Here is a 21,438-nt window from a genome sequence, read left to right on the forward strand (position 1 = left end):
CTGGCGTAAGAGATAAGTTGAGCTGTTCTAATGGCCCCAGTTAAGGCAGGCCGCAACCCTGGAAACGTCAAGCCTGCGCAGATCATCGACGGCCAGAATACGCACCTGACCTGGCGCGCGCCCGACCGGCGCCGTCAGACGCGGGTTACTTTCACCGGAAAACAGAACGAGAGACCGGCAACCCATCGCAGCCGCCAGATGCATCGGGCCTGTATCATTGCCAACCGCCAGAGCGGCGCGCGCAAAGATCCCCCCCAGCGACAGCAGATCCGTCTGTCCTGTCAGGTCGAGCATGGCGGGCACCTGAGCCTTGATCGTTTTGGCCAGACCGGATTCGCTGGCCGCGCCGATCATGACGACATGCAGGCACGATGCGAGCAGCTCATGCGCCAGAGCCGCATAATGGCTGGCCGGCCAGCGTTTGGCGGGTCGATGAGGGGCCGCCCCCGGTACGATGACCGCATAGGGGGCAGGCAGATCGGGCCCACCACGCCCCAGCCACTCCAGATCCGTGCCGGACAATTCAGGCACACCCAGCCGCGCCAGCTGATCACGCTGTCGCGCCACGCTGTGCATGGCATCACGATAGGGGTTGTCGTGAAAGAATGTCCCATCCGGCGCAATCCCGCACCAGCGTTTCTGCCCGGCCAGACGCTGATACCGGGTGCTTCGCCCTGATGTCTGCAGATCAATCACCAGATCATGTCCGCGCAGGGTGCGACGCAGGGCCATCACGCCACGCAGGTCCGACCAGCGCGGTCGCGCATCGACGGTCACGTGATCGAACCACGGGCTGGCCTTGGCCAGCGGTGCAAACGGCGTGGTGGTCAGCAGGGTGATCTCTGCCTCGGGCCAATGCGCCCTGATGGCGGCAAAAGGGGCGAAGGCCTGCACGAAATCACCCAGCGCGCCGAGCTTGATCACGAGTATACGAAACATCCGGCCATCCTAGCCGAGGGCGCGTTGCGATGATACGCCATCTGTCTGCTCTCCCGGCGTCAGGCCATGTCCGGACCCGTGTCGCCCCGCAAGCAGGACCAGAATCCGGTGCAGGAACCCCCCATGTCCGACAATCCTTCCCACATCCTTTCCTTCGGCAGCGTCAATATCGACATCACCGCCCGCGCCGAGCGCATCCCCCATCCGGGCGAAACGGTCCATGCCGCAAGCTATGCCATTGGGCTTGGTGGCAAGGGGGCCAATCAGGCCGCTGCCGCAGCACGTCTCGGACAGGGCTGTGGGCTGAACGTTTTCATGGCGGGCCGCACCGGCACCGATAATTTCGGTGCCATGGCGCGCAAGCTTCTCACCCCTTTTGGCGTCGATCTCAAAGCCCTGCGAGAGGACCCCGCTCACCCGACAGGCGTTGCGCTGATCACGGTTGATGAAAAGGCCGAGAACATCATTACCGTCGCAGGCGGTGCCAATATGGCGCTCGACAGCAGTGATGTCGCCGCCCATCGATCCCTGATCGAACAGGCATCGGTGCTGCTTCTACAGCTCGAAATTCCTCTCGCCCTCACGATCGAAATCGCCGAGACCGCCAAAAACGCAGGAACGCTCGTGATTGTCGACCCGGCCCCCGCCCCGGTCGATGGCCTGCCTGAGGCCCTGTGGCGCGCCCTCGATATCGTCACCCCCAACGAAACCGAAACGCGCCTTCTGACTGGCATCTACCCTGAAACGCAGGAAGACGCAGCGCGGGCTGCGCGCAAATTGCAGTCCCTCGGTGCCACCCATGCACTGGTCAAGATGGGGGCAAGAGGGGTGTATTATCTCAGCGGTGATCGGGAGGGCTTTGTCCCCCCTTATCCGGTCAAGGCTATCGACACCGTTGCAGCGGGCGATTGCTTCAACGCCGGTCTCGCCGCGGCCCTGACGCTGGGCAAGCCGTTCGACGAAGCGGTGCATTTTGCTGCAGCCTGCGGTGCGCTCGCGACCACGCGGCTTGGCGCTGCCGAATCAGCGCCCCACTGGCACGATGTTACAGCGATGGTTGAGAACAGACCGGCTACCTGACCAAAAGACAGGTCGAAGATCCGGGGCGACGGACCACGCGGTCCGTCTCCTGGTTTATGGGCCTTGAACCCGGGCTGACGCCAGGTCAGTCCTGATCGGGGTCGGCGTCGAGAACGGCCTCGTCCTGTCTTGCCAGATAGGCTTCGTGGCCGTCCGGGGCGAGGGTAATCACGCGGTCCCAGTCCTGACGCGCCTGCCCGTATTGCCGCAGGCGCACATTCAGGATCCCGCGCTCCAGCAGGGCCTCGACATCATCGGGCGACAGGGCCAGCGCCCTATTGGCATCTGCCATCGCTTTGGCGCTCTGCCCAAGATAGCGATAAGCGGTAGCGCGGACCACGAAAGCACCGACCAGATAGGGGTCTGGCACAGCGTCAGGTTTTACCAACGCCGGTGCCGCGGGTGATACAGCCGGATCGTCACCCGGCAGGGCGCCGAGAGCGGCGATCGTTTCTGCAAAATGCCCCTGCATCGACAGGCTGCGGGCCAGAAGCACCCTGCGCCCAAGCGACGCGGAGTCATGCGACAATGCCTGCCGCGCCGCACGTTCCGCTGCTTTTCCGTCCCCTGCCAGCAACCAGGCTGCGGCCGCCTGCTCGGCAAAAACGGCACGCTCACCAGCGTTTCCATCATGCCCGTCCTGCGCGGTAGCGGCATGGGAAGGCAATGCAGGCCCTTCCGGCCCCGACGCGCCATGCCCTTGCTGGCCTCTTCCACCCTGAATGGCGGTGGGGGCCTCCGGCGCTGCCAGACCCTCGAACTCCGTCGCAGCATCCCTATAGGCGCCAAGTGCCAGATCAGCCTGCGCCAGACACTCATGGGCGCTGCGCCCCCCGCCATGATGCAGCCAGTCCTGCGCCGTTTCCTGCACCAGATCGGGGGTATCGGGTAACGGTGCCAGGCAATGCGCAAGGGTTTGCGGCGGGGAATAGGCCAGCGCGCCCCCTGCCCAAAGGCTACTCCCTATCGCCAAGGCACCAAAAGCATGTTTCATACCTTGTGAATTGGCGCGGCATCGCGCCAGCGGTCAAGCGCGAATGGGAGCTTTCATGCCACCTCACCTCGTTATTCTGGGTCAGGGCTATTCTGCCAGTGCCGTTGTCGCGCCCGCCGAAGCCAAAGGCTGGCAGGTGACCGGTACGAAACGCGCGCCCGAGCCGGACTCGACTCTGCTCGCTTTCGATGCCGCCGGAGAGGCTTTGCATCAGGCCACTCATGTGCTGATCAGCGCGCCACCCTCCGAGGCGAGCGACCCAGCGCTTCTTCGCTATGGGGACGTGCTGCGCGAGGCACCCCATCTGCGCTGGATCGGCTATTACTCGACCACCGGCGTTTATGGTGACCGTCAGGGTGGCAGCGTTGATGAAACCACGCCTGTCGCTCCCGGTCAGTCGCGCAGCCGTGCCCGCGTGCAGGCCGAGCACGACTGGCAGGCGCTTGCACGCGACCGCCAGATTGCCTGCGATATCATGCGGCTTGGCGGCATATATGGCCCCGGGCGCTCGGCTTTCGACACGCTTCGCTCAGGCAAGGCCAGGCTGGTCGATGCACCCGGTCACCTGTTCAGCCGTATCCACCGCGATGATATCGCTGGTGCCACACTTGCAGCGATAGCCACCGCCTCTCCTGCCTCATCCCGCATCCTGAATTTCGTCGATGACTGTCCCAGCCCTCAGGCCGATGTATTCGAGGAAGCCGCACGACTCAGCCATCATCCCCTCCCCCCCAGAGTAAGCCTTGAGGCCGCATGGGCAGAACTGAGCCCGATGGCCCGCAGCTTCTGGTCAGAAAGGCGCGTGGTTCAGAGCAGACTGACACAGCGTCATCTTGGGCGGTCCTGGCTCTACCCCAGCTATCGCGAGGGACTGGCTGCCATTTACGCCTCTGAAACACCCTGAGTGGCAAAAAGCTCTGCAGGTGATACGCCCTGCAGGCCCCGTGATACACACTCCCTCCAGAGATGAGAGGCTTGAAGCGTCGATGAGACTGCCGCTTTGAAACACATGTTTTCAGCGAGAAAAACATTCCGGACTGGCAACCCTGTTCACGGATACGCTAAGCCGGAAGCGCCCATGATCATGCTCCGTTTTCTCCGCCCGCTTCTGCCTGCGCTTTGCGCCATCATGCTGCCTTGCCTGCTGACGGGCTGCATCACCATTGGGCCTACACGTCTGTCGCATGACCAGCTTGATTACTCGCGCGCCTTGGGCGAGGCCGAGAAGCATGCGATGCTTCTTAACATCATACGCATACGCTATGCCGACCCGCCGACCTTTCTCGACACCACACAGGTCATTGCAGGCTATCAGCTCAACCGCTCGGTCAATGGAGGGTTCAACGCCTTCCCCTCCGGCGTGGGAAGCTATCTGTTCGGCAGTGGCACCGCCACGCTGCAGGAAAGCCCGACCTTTACCTACCAGCCCGAAACCGGGCAGCAATATGCGGAAAATGTTATCCGGCCCATCTCGCCGGTGGTCATTATGCCGCTCAGCCTTGGCGGCCTGCCCATAGACACGCTTTTGCGCCTGACGGCCCAGTCGATCGATGGATTGTCCAATGTTCGCGCCCTTGGCGCAGGCCCGACGGGCGGTGGTTCCGTGCGGTTCTACCTGCTGCTGCATGATCTGCGCCAGCTGCAGATCCAGGGTGCCATGACCATACGCATCTCGACCGATGCCCCCAAACCCTCAGGCGACCAGCCCCCCTCGGGCTCCGCCAACAAACCAGCGGGGACACAGCCTGAACACGCCTATCTGGTCCTGACGGCCACCTCGGACCCGGCCCTGACCACCATTCAGGCCGAAGTACGCCGCCTGCTGCATCTCGACCCCCACGCTGAAGAGGCCGAAATCGTTTACGGCCCCTATCCCAAGGTGCCAGGACAGATCGCTATCCTCACACGCTCCATGTTCGCCATGCTGTCGCAGATCGCCTATGAGATGGAGGTGCCCGAGGAGGATGTGAAAGCCACGCGCACGCTGCCCACCATCAGCCCGGTCGGTATCGAGACACGACCCGATGTAGTGATCCATTCCGGCAAATCCGCGCCTGAGCATAACTATGACGAGGTGCGTTACCGGGGCCGCTGGTACTGGATCAGCGATGACGATTTCCGCAGCAAGCTGAGCTTCACCATGATGCAGATTCTCGCAGCCCTCGCCGCCACCAGTCATTCGCCCGGTGCCGTCATCACGATCCCGGCCGGATAAAACCCTGCTTGTCTGGTCTGATGCCAGACAGATCCCGGCCCCGGCGTTGCCAGCGCGCCACACTGACATTGGCAAAGCCACGGGCGGGCAGATCGCTCACGTTTCGGCTTGCGGTCTCCTCCCTTTGCCTTGCCCGGGCGTTCGGGGACCGAAAGAGCACAGTAGGCGCAGGAAAGCGCACGACATGACGCCATCCTAAAACCGTATTGCACAACCGGCGTATCATAATTTTCACCGATATGTGTTGCCCTGTTCTGTTTGCCTTCAGGATAGTCTCCGCAGTTCGTCTCAAGGAGGTTTCATGACGTCTCGTACCAGACCCAGACGCATTAGCGACTGGGGGACATTGGCGCTTTCCATACTCATTGTCCTGTTCGGACTGATCTTTGTCGGCGGTGGCGGCTATCTGCTCAGCCTCGGCGGCTCAGCCTATTATCTGATCTGCGGCATCGTGCTGCTGGCCTCAGGCCTTTTCATGGCCATGGGCCGCCTTCTGGGTGGCTATCTGTTCCTTCTCGCCTGGGCTGGTACGCTGGTCTGGACCATTGCCGAATGTGGCTTTGACTGGTGGGGCTGGCTGCCGCGCCTGTTCGGCCCGACGCTGATTGCCATTCTCGTCGTGCTCAGCCTGCCTGTCCTGCGTCGTCAGGATACGGTTCGTCCAGTTTCCCGCGGAGCCGTCTGATGCGTAAACCAGCCCTTATGACCGCCACCATCCTTGGTGGCCTCATTTCCGCAACCGTGGCTTTCGCACAGATCCCGCCGTCGAACTCGACACCCGGTGAAGATCACACGGCGCCTGAAGAAGCCCACAAGCAGGGTCCTGGCCGCTTTGGTGGTCCCGCTCCCTCCGCGCCGCAGGCTCCTGGCGTAAACGCCGCCAATCTGCCCGATATTTCCGAGATCGGCATTGCCGATGTTCCGGCTGCCGTACCGCAGATCGACAGCACCCCCGCCCGTGAGGACTGGCCCGCTTATGGCCGTGACTCCAACCAGTCGCGCTTTTCGCCGCTGGATCAGCTGACGCCGGAAAATGTCGGCAAGCTCAAGCGCGCCTTCGTCTATCACACCGGCAGCAAGCCCGGTCCAGGACAAGCCAATAAATGGGCGGCCGAAACCACCCCCATCAAGGTTGGCAACTCGCTCTACATGTGTTCAGCCATGAACGACATGATGCGTATCGATGCCGCCACCGGCAAGGAAATCTGGCGCCATGATGCCGGGGTGAAGTACCAGTCCATTCCCTACACCGCTGCGTGCAAGGGCGTGACCTACTACACCTCCTCGACCATCCCTGAAGGCCAGCCCTGCCACAACCGCATCATGGAAGCCACGCTCGACATGCGCCTGATTCAGGTCGATGCCGAGACGGGCAAGCTGTGCGAGGGCTTCGGCTTTGGCGGTCAGGTCAACCTAATGCAGGGCATGGGTGAATCAGTGCCCGGTTTTGTGTCCATGACCACCCCGCCCCCGGTCATCAACGGGATCGCTGTCGTGAACCACGAGGTTCTCGATGGTCAGCGCCGCTGGGCCCCTTCGGGCGTGATCCGTGGCTACGACGCTGAAAGCGGCAAGTTTGTCTGGGCCTGGGACGTCAACAACCCCGACAACCATCACCAGCCCGAGCCCGGCAAGTTCTACAGCCGCGGCACGCCCAATTCATGGGCTGCCATGACGGGCGATAACGAACTTGGCCTGGTCTATGTCCCGACCGGCAACTCGGCCGCCGATTATTACAGCGCCATGCGTACCGACAAGGAGAACGCTGTCTCGTCCTCCATCGTCGCACTCGACGTCAAGACAGGCGAACCGCGCTGGGTCTTCCAGACGGCGCACAAGGATGTCTGGGACTACGACATCGGCTCACAGGCGACCAAGTTCGACTATCATCATGCCGATGGCTCGGTCACGCCCGCCCTGCTGGTACCCACCAAGCGTGGCCAGACCTTCGTGCTCGACCGTGCGACAGGCAAGCCGCTGCCGGAATTCCCGGTGGTTGAAAAGCCTGCGCCCGCCAGCACGATGTCGGATGATCCGCGCAGCCCGACGCAGCCCTGGTCGACCGCCTTCCCGCGCCTTGCTTTCCCTGACCTGAAGGAAAGCGACATGTGGGGCATGTCGCCCATCGACCAGCTTTATTGCCGCATCATGTTCCGCAAGGCACGTTATGTCGGTGAGTTCACCCCGCCTGCACTCGACAAGCCGAATATCGAATATCCCGGCTATAACGGTGGCAGCGACTGGGGCAGCATGGCCTATGATCCGCAATCGGGCATCGTCATTGCCAACTGGAACTCCACCCCGATGTACGATCAGCTCATCACCCGCAAGAAGGCTGATGCGCTGGGCTTGAAGCCGATCGACAACCCCACCTACAATCCTGCTGGCGGTGGTGCCGAAGGTAATGGCGCCCAGGCCGACACGCCTTACGGCATTGTCGTGACCCCGTTCTGGAACCACTACACGGGCATGATGTGCAACAAGCCGCCTTACGGCATGATCGAGGCCATCGACATCAAGACCAAGAAGGTCCTGTGGTCGCGCCCCCTCGGCACGGCTCGCGCCAATGGTCCGTGGAACATGCCGACCGGCCTGCCTCTGAATATCGGCACGCCGAATAACGGTGGCTCGGTCATCACCAAGGGCGGTCTCGTCTTTGTGGCAGCGGCAACCGACAACCAGATCCGCGCCATCGACATCAAGACCGGCAAGGATGTGTGGTCCGACGTGCTCCCCGGCGGCGGCCAGGCCAACCCGATGACCTATGAAGTCAACGGCAAGCAGTATGTCGCCATCATGGCCGGTGGTCATCACTTCATGATGACACCTGTCACTGACCAGCTCGTTGTCTATGCCCTGCCGGATGAGGCCGAGGCGAAGCACTGAGTTCTGCTTTTCAGACAGGGCTCAGGCGCGCCATCGCCTGATTCCTGACAGACTGAGAGAAAGGCCGGAGGTATTCCTCCGGCCTTTTCTTTTACCCGCGTTTGAGGTCGCGCATGTCGACCCGCGGCGTCTGAATCACCTGATCAAGGGCGCATCTCCCGCAACATATGGGTTTTTTGGTTGGTGCCGTGTCTTTCCCCTCCCTGCGACGCACGCTTCATGCTACCGGCAACCCATGTCACGCCTTCGTCCCCATATCCTTCAGGTTCTCCCGGCCCTCGGCACGGGGGGGATCGAGCAGGGGACTGTGGAAATGGCAGAGGCCATCATCGCCGCTGGTGGTCGTGCCGTTGTGGCGAGTGCGCGCGGAGCCCTCGTGCCACGCCTTCTCTCGATCGGCGCCCGCCATATCGAGCTGCCGCTTGGTCAGAAATCCCCTCTCGCCATTTTGCGTAATGCCCGCACCCTGTCACAGTTGATCCGTGATGAGGGGATCGACCTGGTTCATGCGCGTTCCAGAGCGCCCGCCTGGGCGGCGTGGCGCGCCACACGCCGCACCAACACGCCCTTCGTCACGACGTGGCATGGTGTGCACAAGGCCAGTTTTCCGGGCAAGAAACGCTATAATGCGGTGCTGGCGCGCGGGGCGCGCGTCATTGCCATCAGCACCTATATCGCCACCCGCCTGCGCGATGATTATCAGGTAGGCGAGGACCGGCTTCGCCTGATCCCACGCGGGGCCGACATGGCCCGCTTTGATCCCGACCTCGTCAACGGCGCCCGTATCCAGGCCCTTGCCGAAAGATGGCAGGTCCCTCCCGGTACGCCCGTCATCATGTTGCCGGGCCGTCTCACACGCTGGAAGGGACAGTTGTTTCTCCTGCGGGCGATGGCACGACTGCAACATCTGCTACCCGGTCCCTGGCTTGCCATGCTTGTCGGCCCTGCCGATCCGAAAGACAGTTATGTCCGGGAGATCGAGGCAACCGCCGCGCAGCTCGGTCTGCGCGAGCGCCTGCGTTTCGCCGGGCTCTGTCAGGACATGCCCGCAGCCTATGCGCTGGCCGATGTCGTGACCGTTCCCTCTCTTCGCCCCGAGCCTTTTGGCCGCGTGGTTATCGAGGCACAGGCAATGGGACGGCCCGTGGTCGTGACAGCGCAGGGTGGTGCCATGGAAACTGTCCTGCCTTATCAGACCGGGCTGCTCATCCCGCCCGACGATGCCCAGGCGCTGGCCGATGCGCTGTTTCAGATCCTCACCCTGTCCGAGGGCGCCCGCTCTCTGCTATCGGAAACGGCACGTCATCACATTGCGGAAAACTACACGACGCGGCAGATGCAATCGGCCACGCTCGCCGTCTATGATGAACTGCTCGGTAGCTGCCTGTCGGACAATTTTCGGGAATACTACCCATGACCACACCATCCCGCCCGACCCTGACCGAAAAGGCGCAGGCTGATCTCGACAAGCGTCTGGCGCGTGAGGCCGCAGCCCTGCGCGCCAACCTGCTGCGCCGCAAGGCACAGGTGCGCAACCGCGCTGTCAAGGCGCCTGAGGACCAGGACATGCCGGCACCCTCTACCGAGACTTCTTCTTCCTGAAAGGAACCATTCATGTCCAAGGCTCTCTACGCCACCATGCGCGCCCTGCCCGGCAAGCGCGAGGAAGTCGCCCGTCTGCTCACGGCCCTGGCCGATGACGTACGCGGCGAACCCGGCAATGAACGCTTCGTGGTCTACACCCTCGAATCCGACCCCGATTTCTTCCATGTCGAAGAAACCTATCGTGACGACGATGCCTTCAAGGCCCATATGGGCATGGAACATGGCAAGGTGTTCAACAACGCCATCAAGACCCTTGTCGAGGGTGGTGCGTCGCAGGTCGTATTCCTGACCCATATCGCCTGATTTCGGGCGTCCGGGTTCCTCGCCCGTCCTCCCCGGTTTGCAGGACCACCGCTGCGCGGCTAGACCTGCAAACCCGTTCATTTCCCACAGATCGAGAGATTCACGATGCCCATCATGCCAGATAGCTGGATCCGCCAGATGGCCCAGGAAAAGGGCATGATCGAGCCCTTCGTCGAAGCCCAGAAGCGCGAGGGCGTCATTTCTTACGGCCTCTCCTCCTATGGATACGACGCCCGCGTTGGCGAGGATTTCAAGATCTTCACCGATGTCGACAACGCTGTGGTGGACCCCAAGAAGTTCGCGGCAAACAGCTTCGTCACGCGCACGGGCGATATCACCATCCCGCCTAACAGCTTCGCCCTCGCCCACACGGTCGAATATTTCCGCATCCCGCGCGATGTGCTCGTCGTCTGCCTCGGCAAATCCACCTATGCCCGCTGCGGCATCATCGTGAACGTGACCCCGCTCGAACCCGAATGGGAAGGTCAGGTTACTATCGAGATCAGCAACACGACCAAGCTGCCCGCACGTATCTATGCCAATGAGGGTATCTGCCAGTTCCTATTCTTCCAGGGCGCCTCGCCCTGCGAAACGAGCTATGCTGATCGCGCTGGCAAGTACATGAAGCAGCTTGGCGTCACGACCCCACGTCTCTGATACCCTGCCCCTCATAAGGGGCCCTGCCTCAGGCCTTGCCCGCACCGGACCGTTCCTGCGTGTCCTGTCCGGCCAAGGCATCAAGAGAGCACACGTCCCTCCTGCGGGGCGCCAGACATCGCCCCCTCGATACGCCTGCCGATCACCCTTCACTCCGCTCAACTGCGACTCGGGCTAGAGCTATAAAAACCTTTTTGCGAAGCGTTCTCAATAACTTGGCACAGCCATTGCTTGGCAACTTTCGACACTGCGGGCATGTTAGAGGCGTCATCACGGTTTTGGGAACGCACCATGAGCCAGACATCTCTCCCCCCCGCTATCGACCCAGATTATCTGGCTCTGCTGGATTCCGATCGCATCTCGGGCCGTACGCGTCAGATCATGGAGGAGCGGGCCCAGACCAGCGATGCCAATTACGTACCGCGTCATTTGTCGGCCGGTGCGTATGAGACGCTCGTTGCACTAACGGCCCGCGTACTTCCCCAGCAATCCGTCCTGAGTGATGCCAGCATCAATCTGGCGGCCCGGATCGACGCACGCCTTGGAACACCGGGCGATGGCTGGCGCTTTGCGACCTTGCCGCCCGATCAGGAGGCCTATGAACAGGCCCTGAGCGGGCTGGACGTCCATGCACGCTCCAGCAAGGGCAAGGCCTTTGCAGCACTCAGTGCAGCCGAGCAGGATCAGATCATTCACGTCATGGCCGAGGGCGCGCTCGAAACAGCGCAACTGGATGCCACACAGATGCGCGCCTGGTTTGCAGATCTGCGCGCCGATTGCGTGCAGATCTTCATTTCGCACCCGGCGGTCCAGGCTCAGCTTGGCATCGACGCGATCTTCAACGGCGGCGACGGTTTTTTCCAGGGTTTCTCTGAAATGGGAGAAGGTGTGGAAGAAGCGTGGGAGCCAGCTCAGAAAGGCGCAGGATCATGAAGTCACGCCGTTTTGCAGATAACGACATTGTCGATGTGGTCGTCGTTGGCACGGGGGCCGGTGGTGCTCCTCTGCTGGCCGAACTGGCACGCGCAGGCATGAAGGTGGTGGCACTCGAAGCCGGACCGCGCTTCGACCCCAAGCAACATACGCCGGACGAAGCAACGGCTTCCGAGATCTACTGGCTTGAGGAGCGCCTCTCGGGTGGTGCCAACCCGATGGCCTTCGGCGGCAACAACAGTGGCACGGGCGTAGGCGGCTCCATGCTGCATTTCGGCGCTTTCATGCCGCGCATCGATCCGCGCGACATGAAACTGCACAGCGAAACCGGCAAGGGCGTCGACTGGCCGTTCGATTTCGGGACCATGCTGCCCTATATCGAGCGGGTCGAACGCGAGATCGGCGTTTCAGGGCCAGAGAATTATCCCTGGGAGCCGGGTCGGCGTTATGCCTACCCACCGCCGCAGCGCAATGGGGCCGCACAGGCCATGGCGCGTGGATGCGATGCTCTGGGCATACGCAATGCCGATGGCCCTACGGCGCTGATCACGCGTGACTGGGGTGACAGAAAAGCCTGTACTGGCTGTGGCGCCTGCCATCAGGGATGCCGTAACGGCGCCAAATCAGGCACCGATGTCACGTATCTTCCTCTTGCCGTTTCGGCGGGCGCCGAAATCAGGCCGAATTGCTTCGTGCACGGCATCGAACGCGATACGGCAGGGCGCGTCACTGGCGTCGTGTATCGCGAGGAGGGGAAGGACCGGGTGCAGAAATGCGCCAATCTCGTGCTCGCGGCAGGGGCCGTGGAAACCGCCAGATTGCTGCTTCACACCGGGCTCGCCAATCGCAGTGGTCAGGTCGGGCGCAACTACATGGCTCACATATCCACACAGGTGTGGGGCACGTTCGACGAGATCATACGTCCTAACAAGGGCTATCCGTCTCTCACCATCACTGAAGACATGATGCGCCCCAAGGACGCCGATTTCGCCGGCGGATACCTGATCCAGTCGCTTGGCATGATGCCCCTTACCTGGGCAACAGGCGTGGCCCGTGGGCGCGGCCTGTGGGGCGATGACCTTACGCGTTATCTGCGCGGCTATAACCACATGGCCGGGCTGGGCGCGCATGGCGACTGCCTGCCCAGCGACGATAACCGCGTGACCTTGTCCGATGAGACCGGGCGGGCCGGTGTGCCCAAGCCGAAGATCACCTTCAGCTATGGCCCGAACGAGCAGGCCATGCATGAGCACATGGCGCGCACCATGACATCGATCTGGGAAGCCGCGGGGGCTCGGGATATCTGGTCGATGGACCGCGCTGCGCACATGATAGGCACATGTCGTATGGGGACCGATCCGGATGATTCCGTCGTGGATCCGTTCGGTCGCAGCCATGACATCGACAATCTCTGGATCAGCGATCACTCGATTTTCCCGAGCGCCACGGCAGCCAATCCGGCTCTTGCCATCATGGCTCTGAGCCTGCGGACTGCGGCAGCGATCAAGGAAGGGCGCTAAGAAGCGCTCTGACGGAAAGATCACCCCTGCCAGAAGGGTGAACCATCTGGCGGGGCACGGGGCAGCGCCCCCCAATCGCGCGTTCGCCCCCCTGAAAGACAGGGGGCGTAGCTTCAGTTATTCACGGATACGTTCAATATCGGCACCAACTGCAGAGAGCTTGCGATCGACTGCCTCGTACCCGCGATCCAGATGATAGATGCGGCTGAGTGAGGTCTCACCACGTGCGCCCAGACCCGCAAGAATCAGGGAGAACGAAGCACGCAGGTCGGTCGCCATAACGGGCGCGCCCGAGAGGTGATCGACCCCGCGGATAATCGCAGAAGAACCGTGAACGTTGATACGAGCGCCCATGCGGTTAAGCTCGGGCACGTGCATGAAACGGTTCTCGAAGATCGTTTCCGTCACCATTGACGCGCCTTCAGCAACCGCCAGCATGGCCATGAACTGGGCCTGCATGTCGGTCGGGAAACCCGGATAGGGCTCGGTCATGATGTCGACGCCCTTGAGTGCCCCGGTACGACGCACACGGATGGCGTTTTCCTCTTCCAGCACCTCAACGCCCGCCTCTTCCAGCGTACGCACGACCGCCCCGAGATCGCGAACGCGACCACCGATCAGACGCAGATCACCCCCGGTAATGCCAGCCGCACAGGCATAGGTGCCACATTCGATACGATCGGCCATGATCGCGTGCTCTGCCCCGGTCAGCGCCTCGACACCATCGATGACGAGGGTGCCGGTGCCGGCCCCGCTGATCCGCGCGCCCATGCGGTTGAGGCACTCGACCAGATCGCTGATTTCCGGCTCGCGCGCCGCATTGACGATCTCGGTGCGGCCCTTGGCAAGGGTCGCCGCCATCAGCAGGTTTTCGGTCGCACCCACAGAAGCGAAAGGCAGCAGGATGCGATCGCCGACCAGACCGCCGGGTGCACTGGCGTTGATATAGCCGTTTTCAAGGCGGATGGTCGCACCGAGCGTTTCCAGACCCTTGAGATGCAGATCGACAGGGCGCGTACCTATGGCGCAACCACCCGGCAACGAGACACGGGCCTCATGAGCGCGGGCCAGCAATGGCCCCAGCACCAGAATGGAGGCGCGCATTTTGGAGACGATATCGTACGGTGCCTCGACGGATGTGATCGGGCCACCAATCGACAGTGTACGCCCTTCCGCGTCGACCGGCTCGACGGCAATGCCATGCTGGCGCAGCAACACCTGCATGGTCTCGATATCGGCGATTTTCGGTACGTTTGAGAGGATGAGTCGCTCAGACGTCAGAAGTCCCGCGACCATGAGCTTGAGACCGGCATTCTTGGCGCCGCCAATCACGATCTCGCCTTCAAGACGTCTACCGCCACGTATGATGAAACGGTCCATGATCTGTCGCTCCTGAAGGATGAGGCTCACGCGGGAAAGGGTTCTCTCTCCCGCGTCATCATGGCTTCGTCAAGGCATCAATTGGGCAATCCTGCCCCCTGCCTGCAATGAGGCGCCTATCCCCCTCTGGCAAGGTGTTCCAGCGCGGGAAGATTGAGCAGGGTGATCTGCGTGACCTGGGCGATGGTGATCATCATTTCACGTTGCAGGGCATTGAGGGTGCGGCTGACTGTCTCGATGGTAAGACCAAGATAATCGGCAATCCCGGTACGGCTCATTGGCAGGTGAATGACGATCTCTCTCGTAGGGGAGCGATGATGCTGCTCCAGAAGGAAGCTGGCCAGACGCTCGCGCGCCGTCTTGCGGCCCAGCAGCAGCATACGGCGCTGCGCCTGAACCAGCTCGCGCGAGGCTTCTTCCATCAGGCGCAATTCAAGCTCCGGGAATTCACGGCGCAACAGGCCGAGCCCGGTGCGGGAGAAGCGGCAGAGTGACAACGGGCCGAGGGCTTCAGCACTGAAGGCATAGGTGGCACCGCTGGCGAGCCCAAGAAAATCACCTGATTGCCCGAAGCCCGTGATCTGACGCCTTCCATCAGGCATGAGGGTAAAGAGCTTAACATGGCCCGCGGTCACGATGTAGAAATCGGTTGCTGCCTCACCCTCCTGGATGAATGTCTTGCCAGGCGGGACCGACAGGCGATGAGAATACTGCGCAAGTCGCGCCATGTTATCCGGATCGATAACGGAACAAATACTCCGCGTGCGAGCCTCGCAGTGAAGGCATTGCCCGCAACTGCCGCAAGGTCCGAGCGCACTGATACTGTCCCTCGTCTGCGCATCCATGGCGTCAACGACCCTCATCTTTTTTGTTTTTGTTCTTGTTCGGTTAACATTACGTCATATACTGTTGCCAATTCCCCACGGTCGTTAACAACGTTGTTGTCTCTTTGATATGGATCAAGGCACGGCATCATAGCGCATGGTGAGAGAACGTCACTGTTTAATCACGGATGACGTCGATGAAGACCTCTTTCAAAGTTTCTACTGCGCTTCTGACCGGTTTCGTCGCTGCAGCTGTCGCAGCACCCGCCGCTCAGGCCCAGACGACCCCTGTCGTCAACACGCCGGTCACCACCAACATGGTGCTCGCGCCGCAGGCTCAGGCTATGGCTGCACCACCCCATTCGTCCCTCAGCGACAAATGTGGCCTGTTCAAGACCTGCGCCAGCACCAAGATCGGTCTCGGCAAGGGTGACTTCATCATCCGCCTGTCGGCTCTGGGCATCATTCCGGAAGACCGTGACAGCAAGGTGTGGCTCAATGGGGCCGCCATCCCGGGCCGCGTCAAGACGACCAGCCAGGTCATGCCGGAGCTGACGTTCGAGTACTTCTTCACGGATAACGTCTCGATCGACCTGATTGCCGCCAGCACCCGTCATGAAGTGGCCGCCAATGGCACGCCGCTGGGCAACATCGATGTCGGTAGCGCCTGGGTTCTGCCCCCCACCATCACGCTGGCCTGGCATTTCCGCCCCCACAAGCGCTTCAACCCCTATGTGGGCGTCGGTGCAACACTGGCATGGTTCCACAACGTATCCCCCGCCGGTGGCCTGGTGCAGAAGCTCAATGTCGGCGTGACGGGTGGCCCGTCGGTCAATGTCGGCTTTGACTATCAGCTGGTCGGTAACTGGTTCTTCAACGTCGATGCCAAGCAGATGTTCATGCGTATGCATGCCTGGGCCAATGACCGTGGGTCGGGCGCCTTCATCAAGGCTCATGACTCGCTTGACCCGACAGTTGTCGGCGCCGGTATCGAATACCGCTTCTGATATTCCCCTCCCCGGGAACATCCGAATGAAAGAGGCCACCCTGCACAGGGGTGGCCTTTTTTCGTTCCGGGCCTGGCCCTTACCGTGTCACGGCCCTGTCATATCCAAATCACCGAAGCTTCACACACCGTAACGAACTCTCCGAATAGGGTGCGCCGCGTTCGAGCCCGTCTTAAAGGAAAGTTTACTGATGAAGCTTCGCAAGCAGCGCCATGCCCTTACGCTGTCTCTCTTCTGCTCTCCCCTCGCCCTGCTAAGCGCCACCGCTCACGCCGCAGATGCGAAGCTTCCCGTCCACCAGAATACGGCACCTGTCTCGCAGCTGCATGCCCAGAACGCTTCGCGCAAGGCGAAGGCCCTGACCTCCACCGCGCCAGCGGAAGAAGTCATTGCAACCGCGCGTCGTACGCGGTCAGAGCAGAGTGTGGGCCATACGCAGCTGCAACGCATCCTGCCCGGTCTGAGCCCGCTCAAGGCGTTGCAGATCCTGCCGGGCGTGGTGTTCAACAATGCCGACCCCTGGGGCAATAATGAACAGAATTCGTCGCTGTTTATTCACGGCTTCAACCAGAACCAGCTTGGCTATACGCTCGATGGTATTCCGCTGGGTGATCAGGCCTATGGCAACTATAACGGCCTGTCGCCACAGCGCGCCGTGATCAGCGAGAACGTGGGCAACGCCACGGTCGCAACCGGCTCTGGCGCCCTTGGCACGGCCTCGACCTCCAATCTGGGCGGGACGCTGCTGTTCTCCTCGCTCGACCCCAAGCAGAAAATGGGTGGGCAGCTCGATCAGACCTTCGGCAGCTTCTCGACCTTCCGCACCTTTGCCCGGTTCGATACCGGCAATTTCGGTAACGGTAATTCGGCCTATATCTCATGGGCGCGGCAGGATGCCCGCGCCTGGGACTTTGCCGGCCATCAGGGCGGCAATCAGGTCAATGCGAAGTTCGTGCACAAGGGCAGCAAGGACAAGATCACCTATTTCTTCGACTGGTCTGACAAGGTCGAACCCAATGAAGACGGCATCGTGCTGCCCAACGGCTATGGCACCTATGTGCGCCCCTTCACCTATCCGGATTTCAACTACGCCAAATCCTATCTGAACTCTGCGGCCTACAAGAATGCCGGACTGAACTACCGCAACTATTATTCCGCCGCCCAGCGCGAGGATTTTCTGACCTATCTGGGCTGGCAGCACGACTTCAATGCCAACCTGCATTGGGACAACAAGCTCTATTACCATCACAATCTGGGTGAGGGCGTTGTGGCAGGGCCGATCACGGCGGCAGGTCTGCCCACGCTGTTCAGCGCCTATTTCCCGAACCAGAGCGCCAGCCAGCTCAGCAACGTGTTCGGCGGCTCAGGCTATGCCACACGCACGACCGAATACTGGGATAATCGCGGCGGCCTGATCACCACGCTGCGCTACAAGCTGGGCCATCACGACCTTGAGGTCGGGGGCTGGTACGAGCGCAACAACAACACGCAGGCCCGTCGCTGGTATCCGCTGGACGCAAACAACCCGACCACACCTTATGACCGCCAGCAGGATGCCCTGATCAAGCAGTATACCAACTATTTCTATACCAACACCTTCACCACCCACCTGCAGGACAGCTGGAAGGTGACGAAAAACTTTACCCTCTCGGCAGGCTTCAAATCCGAGCTGGTCTACACAAACGGCACCCTGCCCGTAGCTGGCAAGCCAGGATCGCTCTCACCGGCAACAGCCGTGACCGTACCGGGCGGCACGATCGCCGCGGTCAAGCCGTTCCTGCCGTCTTTCGGTGCGCTGTGGAACATCACGCCCAACGAGCAGTGGTTCGCCAATATTCAGGAAAATATGCGTTCCTATCAGAGCGCCGGTTACGGCAATGCCACCCCCTGGGGTGCCACAAGCCAGGCCGCTTTCGAGGATTTCAAGAAGAACGGCAAGGTCGAGACCTCATGGACCTATGAGACCGGCCTGCGTACCCATCACCATGTCAATCTCGGCCCGCTGACCGATATCTCGGCACAGGCTGAATATTATCATGTGCATTTCTCGAACCGTCTGGTCGCCATTGCCACCACGCAATCGCTGTCCTCCATCATCGGTTCGGCCACCACGCTCGCCAATGTGGGTTCGGTCACAACAGACGGTATGGATTTCTCCTTCACCGCGCAGTTCGGCCCGCATTTCTCGATCTATAACGGGCTGAGCTATAACAAGTCGGTCTATAACGACAATTACAACTCCGGCACGTCCACCATCCGCATTGCCGGGCGCAATGTGGCCGGTCAGCCGGACTGGACCGAGAAATTTGTCGCCACCACAAACTGGGGGAATTTCTACGGCCAGTTCATCGGTGACGTCATGGGTAAGCGCTACACCACCTATACCAATGACCTCTGGGCCTCGCCCACCGCACAGTTCAGCATGAATGCGGGCTACACCATTCACGGTATCCCCCATATTCCTGCCTTGCGCGTTCAGGGAAACATCACCAACCTGACCAATACGCGTGGCTGGTCCACGGTCAGCACAACGCAGACTTCAGGTCAGTTCACGGCCTATCCCATCGCACCGCGCATGTATTTCCTGACGCTGAGCGCCAACTGGTAACATAGCCCGACACAGGAACGACGCTGCCCGATCAAGAGGGCCGCGTCGTCCTTCTTTCACAATGCCTCCTCCCGCGCCTGTCTTTTGCGGGAGCGGGCCTGAGGAGGTTCGATTTGCTGTCACGTCGTCACGCTCTCACTCTTGGCGCTGCCGGATTCTGTGCGCCGGCCTTTGCCTCGCGCTCCTTCGCGGCCCCGTCTCTGGCGCCAAAACCACTCGTCTTTTCCCATCGCGGGGCTTCTGCCTTGCGGCCCGAGCACACGCTGGCCTCTTACGCGAAAGCAATGGAAGACGGTGCCGACTATATCGAACCCGATCTGGTCATGACGAAAGACGGCGTGCTGATCGTGCGCCATGAGAGCAATATTGCCGATACCACCGATGTTGGCTCGCGCCCCGAATTTGCTGCCCGCAAGCGCAGCCTGACCATTGACGGACAGAAAGAGACCGGTTGGTTCACCACCGATTTCACCCTCGCCGAACTCAAGACCCTGCGGGCAAAGGAGCGCCTGCCGCAGCTTCGCCCGCATAACACGCGCTATGACGGGCATTTCGATGTGCCGACCTTTGAAGAGGTGATCGATTTTGTCGCCGGTGAGTCCGCAGCGCGTGGCAAGGTGTTCGGGCTCATTCCCGAAATCAAGAACTCCACCCATTTCCACAGCCTCGGTCTGGACCCGGAAACCACATTCCTGCGCACCATCGCAGCGCATGAATATACCCGCCAGGCCCCTCTGGAACTCCAGTCTTTCGAGACCACCAATCTGCGAGCGATCGGTGACAAGACGCGCGCCATCAACCCCCAGGCACGGGTCATGTTCCTGATGGGTGGCCCTGACCAGACACCGCCCGATCTGCTGGGCAAAAGCGATGCAAGGCGCTTCGGCGATTTCATGAAGCCGGAAGGCCTGCGCGAGATACGCCGCTTTGCCGATGTGATCGGCCCGTCCAATACCGATCTGATCCCGCGCAAACCGGACGGCTCGTGGGGTACGCCCACCTCGTTGATCACCGACGCTCATGAAGCCGGGCTGCTGGTTCATTCCTACACGGCGCGCCCTGAGAACTATTTCCTGCCGAAGGAACTGCGCGATGGGGGCGCGCTGAACGCCCGCAACCCGCAAGGCATGATTGCCGAGGTGAAGCGCTATCTCGATATGGGACTGGACGGCTTCTTCACCGATGACCCGGCCCTTGGCCGACTGGCCGCCGATACGGCGGGATGAGCCCATAAGTTGATCCAGCGCAAACTTGCCTGCGTTGGACAGGTCATGCAGGGTTTGCGCCCTGTATATCCTGCCCTCATGATGGAGAACTCCCTTGGCCGCGCACGATCTTTTTCCCGGTAAAGCCTTCGACGCCTTCCTGTTCGACATGGATGGCACAATCCTGACCTCCATCATCGCAGCAGAGCGCGTATGGACCCTCTGGGCCCAGAAGCACGGTCTGGATGTCGAGAAATTCCTCCCCACCATTCATGGCGTTCAGACCGTCGAAACCATACGCCGTCAGAAACTGCCGGGCGTTGATCCGGTCGCCGAAGCGCACTGGATTACCAGCCGTGAACTGGAAGATACGCATGGCATCGACCCCATTCCGGGTGCCACGGCATTTCTGAACAGCCTGCCTGCCGATCGCTGGGCCATCGTCACCTCAGCCTCGCGTGAGCTTGCGCTCAAACGCATCGAGATTGCCGGACTGCCCTTGCCGAAAATCCTGATCACGGCGGAAGACGCCCCCAATGGCAAACCGGCCCCTGACTGCTTCCTGCTCGGCGCGCAACGTCTTGGTTTCGATGCCAAAGACTGCGCTGTATTCGAGGATGCCCCTGCCGGGATCAAGGCGGGCGAGGCCGCAGGCGCCAGTGTGGTGGTGATCACAGCCACCCATACCCATGAGGTGGATGTGCCCCATCCCACTGTGCCGGGCTACGAGGCGCTCAAGGCCCATCGTCTGCCCGATGGCCGCCTGTCCATTTTGGGCGCCAACGCCGGCTGAGGCAGTCGGGAAACAACTATGTCTGTCATCACCATCGCCGCCGCCCTGTTGCATGACGGGGCGGGCCGTCTTCTGCTGGTACGTAAACGGGGTACGCAGGCCTTCATGCAGCCAGGCGGCAAGATCGAGCCTGGCGAAACCCCGTTGGCGGCGCTTTTGCGCGAAATCGACGAGGAGTTGGGCATCCAGCCAGAGGCGCGTTCGTGCCACTTCATCAGGCAGATCGAAGCCCCGGCGGCCAACGAGCCAGGCCATGTCGTACGCGCCGATCTGTTCGCCCTGCCCTGGTCCGGCCCCATCATCATCGCCGCCGAGATCGAGGAGGCGTGCTGGGTCACCCCCGAGGACGCACAAGGCCTGATTCTGGCGCCCCTCACGCGTGAATACGTCCTGCCTCTCCATGCCAGCCTCTCTTGAAAAAAGACGGCAGCATTTCTACTTCTCCCTGCAAATCGGTGCCCTTGCGGCACCATCACAGTCTTGAGGGAT

The 21,438-nt window shown here is 61.3% G+C and carries 20 protein-coding genes; 16 read left to right on the top strand and 4 right to left on the bottom strand.

Annotated elements, in window-relative coordinates; genetic code table 11:
• Window positions 1-27: 27 nt before the first annotated feature.
• Window positions 28-939, bottom strand: coding sequence for a glycosyltransferase family 9 protein (locus F3J08_RS11595; RefSeq protein ID WP_166930101.1), 912 nt, complete (start codon window positions 937-939; stop codon window positions 28-30).
• A gap of 123 nt (window positions 940-1,062) precedes the next feature.
• On the opposite strand from F3J08_RS11595, the gene rbsK reads away from it, so the two are divergent.
• Complete coding sequence (gene rbsK, locus F3J08_RS11600) at window positions 1,063-2,019, top strand: ribokinase (protein ID WP_166930197.1); 957 nt, start codon at window positions 1,063-1,065, stop codon at window positions 2,017-2,019.
• 85 nt (window positions 2,020-2,104) lie between these two features.
• Here rbsK and F3J08_RS11605 read toward each other — a convergent pair whose 3' ends face one another.
• Window positions 2,105-3,013, bottom strand: coding sequence for a tetratricopeptide repeat protein (locus tag F3J08_RS11605; RefSeq protein ID WP_166930103.1), 909 nt, complete (start codon window positions 3,011-3,013; stop codon window positions 2,105-2,107).
• Between the two features lie 55 nt (window positions 3,014-3,068).
• Between F3J08_RS11605 and F3J08_RS11610 the strand changes: the two genes are divergently transcribed.
• The 10 genes from F3J08_RS11610 (at window position 3,069) to F3J08_RS11655 (ending at window position 13,132) form a co-directional block, all read left to right on the top strand.
• Window positions 3,069-3,917, top strand: coding sequence for an SDR family oxidoreductase (locus tag F3J08_RS11610; protein WP_166930105.1), 849 nt, complete (start codon window positions 3,069-3,071; stop codon window positions 3,915-3,917).
• 180 nt (window positions 3,918-4,097) lie between these two features.
• Complete coding sequence (locus tag F3J08_RS11615; RefSeq protein WP_370458721.1) at window positions 4,098-5,228, top strand: hypothetical protein; 1,131 nt, start codon at window positions 4,098-4,100, stop codon at window positions 5,226-5,228.
• 301 nt (window positions 5,229-5,529) lie between these two features.
• Window positions 5,530-5,913 (top strand): glycerol dehydrogenase, encoded by a 384-nt coding sequence (locus F3J08_RS11620; protein ID WP_166930107.1) that lies wholly within the window; start codon window positions 5,530-5,532, stop codon window positions 5,911-5,913.
• Complete coding sequence (locus tag F3J08_RS11625; RefSeq protein ID WP_122040515.1) at window positions 5,913-8,114, top strand: pyrroloquinoline quinone-dependent dehydrogenase; 2,202 nt, start codon at window positions 5,913-5,915, stop codon at window positions 8,112-8,114. Before F3J08_RS11620 ends, F3J08_RS11625 begins: the two co-directional genes overlap by 1 nt.
• A 235-nt stretch (window positions 8,115-8,349) precedes the next feature.
• The gene (locus F3J08_RS11630) at window positions 8,350-9,531 is read left to right on the top strand and encodes a glycosyltransferase family 4 protein (RefSeq protein ID WP_166930109.1); all 1,182 of its coding nucleotides are present in this window, start codon (window positions 8,350-8,352) and stop codon (window positions 9,529-9,531) included.
• Window positions 9,528-9,716, top strand: a complete 189-nt coding sequence (locus tag F3J08_RS11635) for a hypothetical protein (protein WP_122040517.1) — start codon at window positions 9,528-9,530, stop codon at window positions 9,714-9,716. Before F3J08_RS11630 ends, F3J08_RS11635 begins: the two co-directional genes overlap by 4 nt.
• 12 nt (window positions 9,717-9,728) lie before the next feature.
• Window positions 9,729-10,022, top strand: a complete 294-nt coding sequence (locus F3J08_RS11640) for a putative quinol monooxygenase (RefSeq protein ID WP_062165463.1) — start codon at window positions 9,729-9,731, stop codon at window positions 10,020-10,022.
• A 105-nt stretch (window positions 10,023-10,127) separates the two neighbouring features.
• Window positions 10,128-10,679 carry a dCTP deaminase gene (gene dcd, locus F3J08_RS11645; protein WP_023979878.1) on the top strand — a complete coding sequence of 184 codons (552 nt, stop codon included), beginning with the start codon at window positions 10,128-10,130 and terminating at the stop codon, window positions 10,677-10,679.
• 291 nt (window positions 10,680-10,970) lie between these two features.
• A complete protein-coding gene (locus tag F3J08_RS11650) occupies window positions 10,971-11,612 on the top strand; it encodes a gluconate 2-dehydrogenase subunit 3 family protein (protein ID WP_166930111.1) in 642 nt (213 codons plus the stop codon).
• Entirely contained in the window at window positions 11,609-13,132 is a 1,524-nt protein-coding gene (locus F3J08_RS11655; protein WP_166930113.1) for a GMC family oxidoreductase, read from the top strand. The genes F3J08_RS11650 and F3J08_RS11655 overlap by 4 nt, the downstream gene beginning before the upstream one ends.
• 117 nt (window positions 13,133-13,249) lie before the next feature.
• Here F3J08_RS11655 and murA read toward each other — a convergent pair whose 3' ends face one another.
• Complete coding sequence (gene murA / locus F3J08_RS11660) at window positions 13,250-14,512, bottom strand: UDP-N-acetylglucosamine 1-carboxyvinyltransferase (RefSeq protein WP_122040520.1); 1,263 nt, start codon at window positions 14,510-14,512, stop codon at window positions 13,250-13,252.
• A gap of 116 nt (window positions 14,513-14,628) precedes the next feature.
• Window positions 14,629-15,240 carry a Crp/Fnr family transcriptional regulator gene (locus tag F3J08_RS11665; protein ID WP_240149311.1) on the bottom strand — a complete coding sequence of 204 codons (612 nt, stop codon included), beginning with the start codon at window positions 15,238-15,240 and terminating at the stop codon, window positions 14,629-14,631.
• A gap of 293 nt (window positions 15,241-15,533) precedes the next feature.
• On the opposite strand from F3J08_RS11665, the gene F3J08_RS11670 reads away from it, so the two are divergent.
• From F3J08_RS11670 to F3J08_RS11690, 5 genes are all read left to right on the top strand, one after another.
• On the top strand, window positions 15,534-16,343 hold the full coding sequence (locus F3J08_RS11670) for an OmpW family protein (protein ID WP_240149312.1): 810 nt from the start codon (window positions 15,534-15,536) through the stop codon (window positions 16,341-16,343).
• Between the two features lie 190 nt (window positions 16,344-16,533).
• Window positions 16,534-18,951 carry a TonB-dependent receptor gene (locus F3J08_RS11675; protein ID WP_166930115.1) on the top strand — a complete coding sequence of 806 codons (2,418 nt, stop codon included), beginning with the start codon at window positions 16,534-16,536 and terminating at the stop codon, window positions 18,949-18,951.
• Between the two features lie 113 nt (window positions 18,952-19,064).
• Window positions 19,065-20,177, top strand: a complete 1,113-nt coding sequence (locus tag F3J08_RS11680) for a glycerophosphodiester phosphodiesterase family protein (RefSeq protein WP_166930117.1) — start codon at window positions 19,065-19,067, stop codon at window positions 20,175-20,177.
• A 94-nt stretch (window positions 20,178-20,271) separates the two neighbouring features.
• Window positions 20,272-20,949, top strand: a complete 678-nt coding sequence (locus tag F3J08_RS11685) for an HAD family hydrolase (protein ID WP_205206959.1) — start codon at window positions 20,272-20,274, stop codon at window positions 20,947-20,949.
• 18 nt (window positions 20,950-20,967) lie between these two features.
• Window positions 20,968-21,366 (top strand): NUDIX domain-containing protein, encoded by a 399-nt coding sequence (locus F3J08_RS11690; RefSeq protein WP_062165471.1) that lies wholly within the window; start codon window positions 20,968-20,970, stop codon window positions 21,364-21,366.
• The last annotated feature ends 72 nt before the right edge of the window (window positions 21,367-21,438 follow it).

This window comes from Asaia sp. As-1742, assembly GCF_011753235.1.
Classification (GTDB): Bacteria; Pseudomonadota; Alphaproteobacteria; order Acetobacterales; family Acetobacteraceae; genus Asaia; species Asaia bogorensis_B.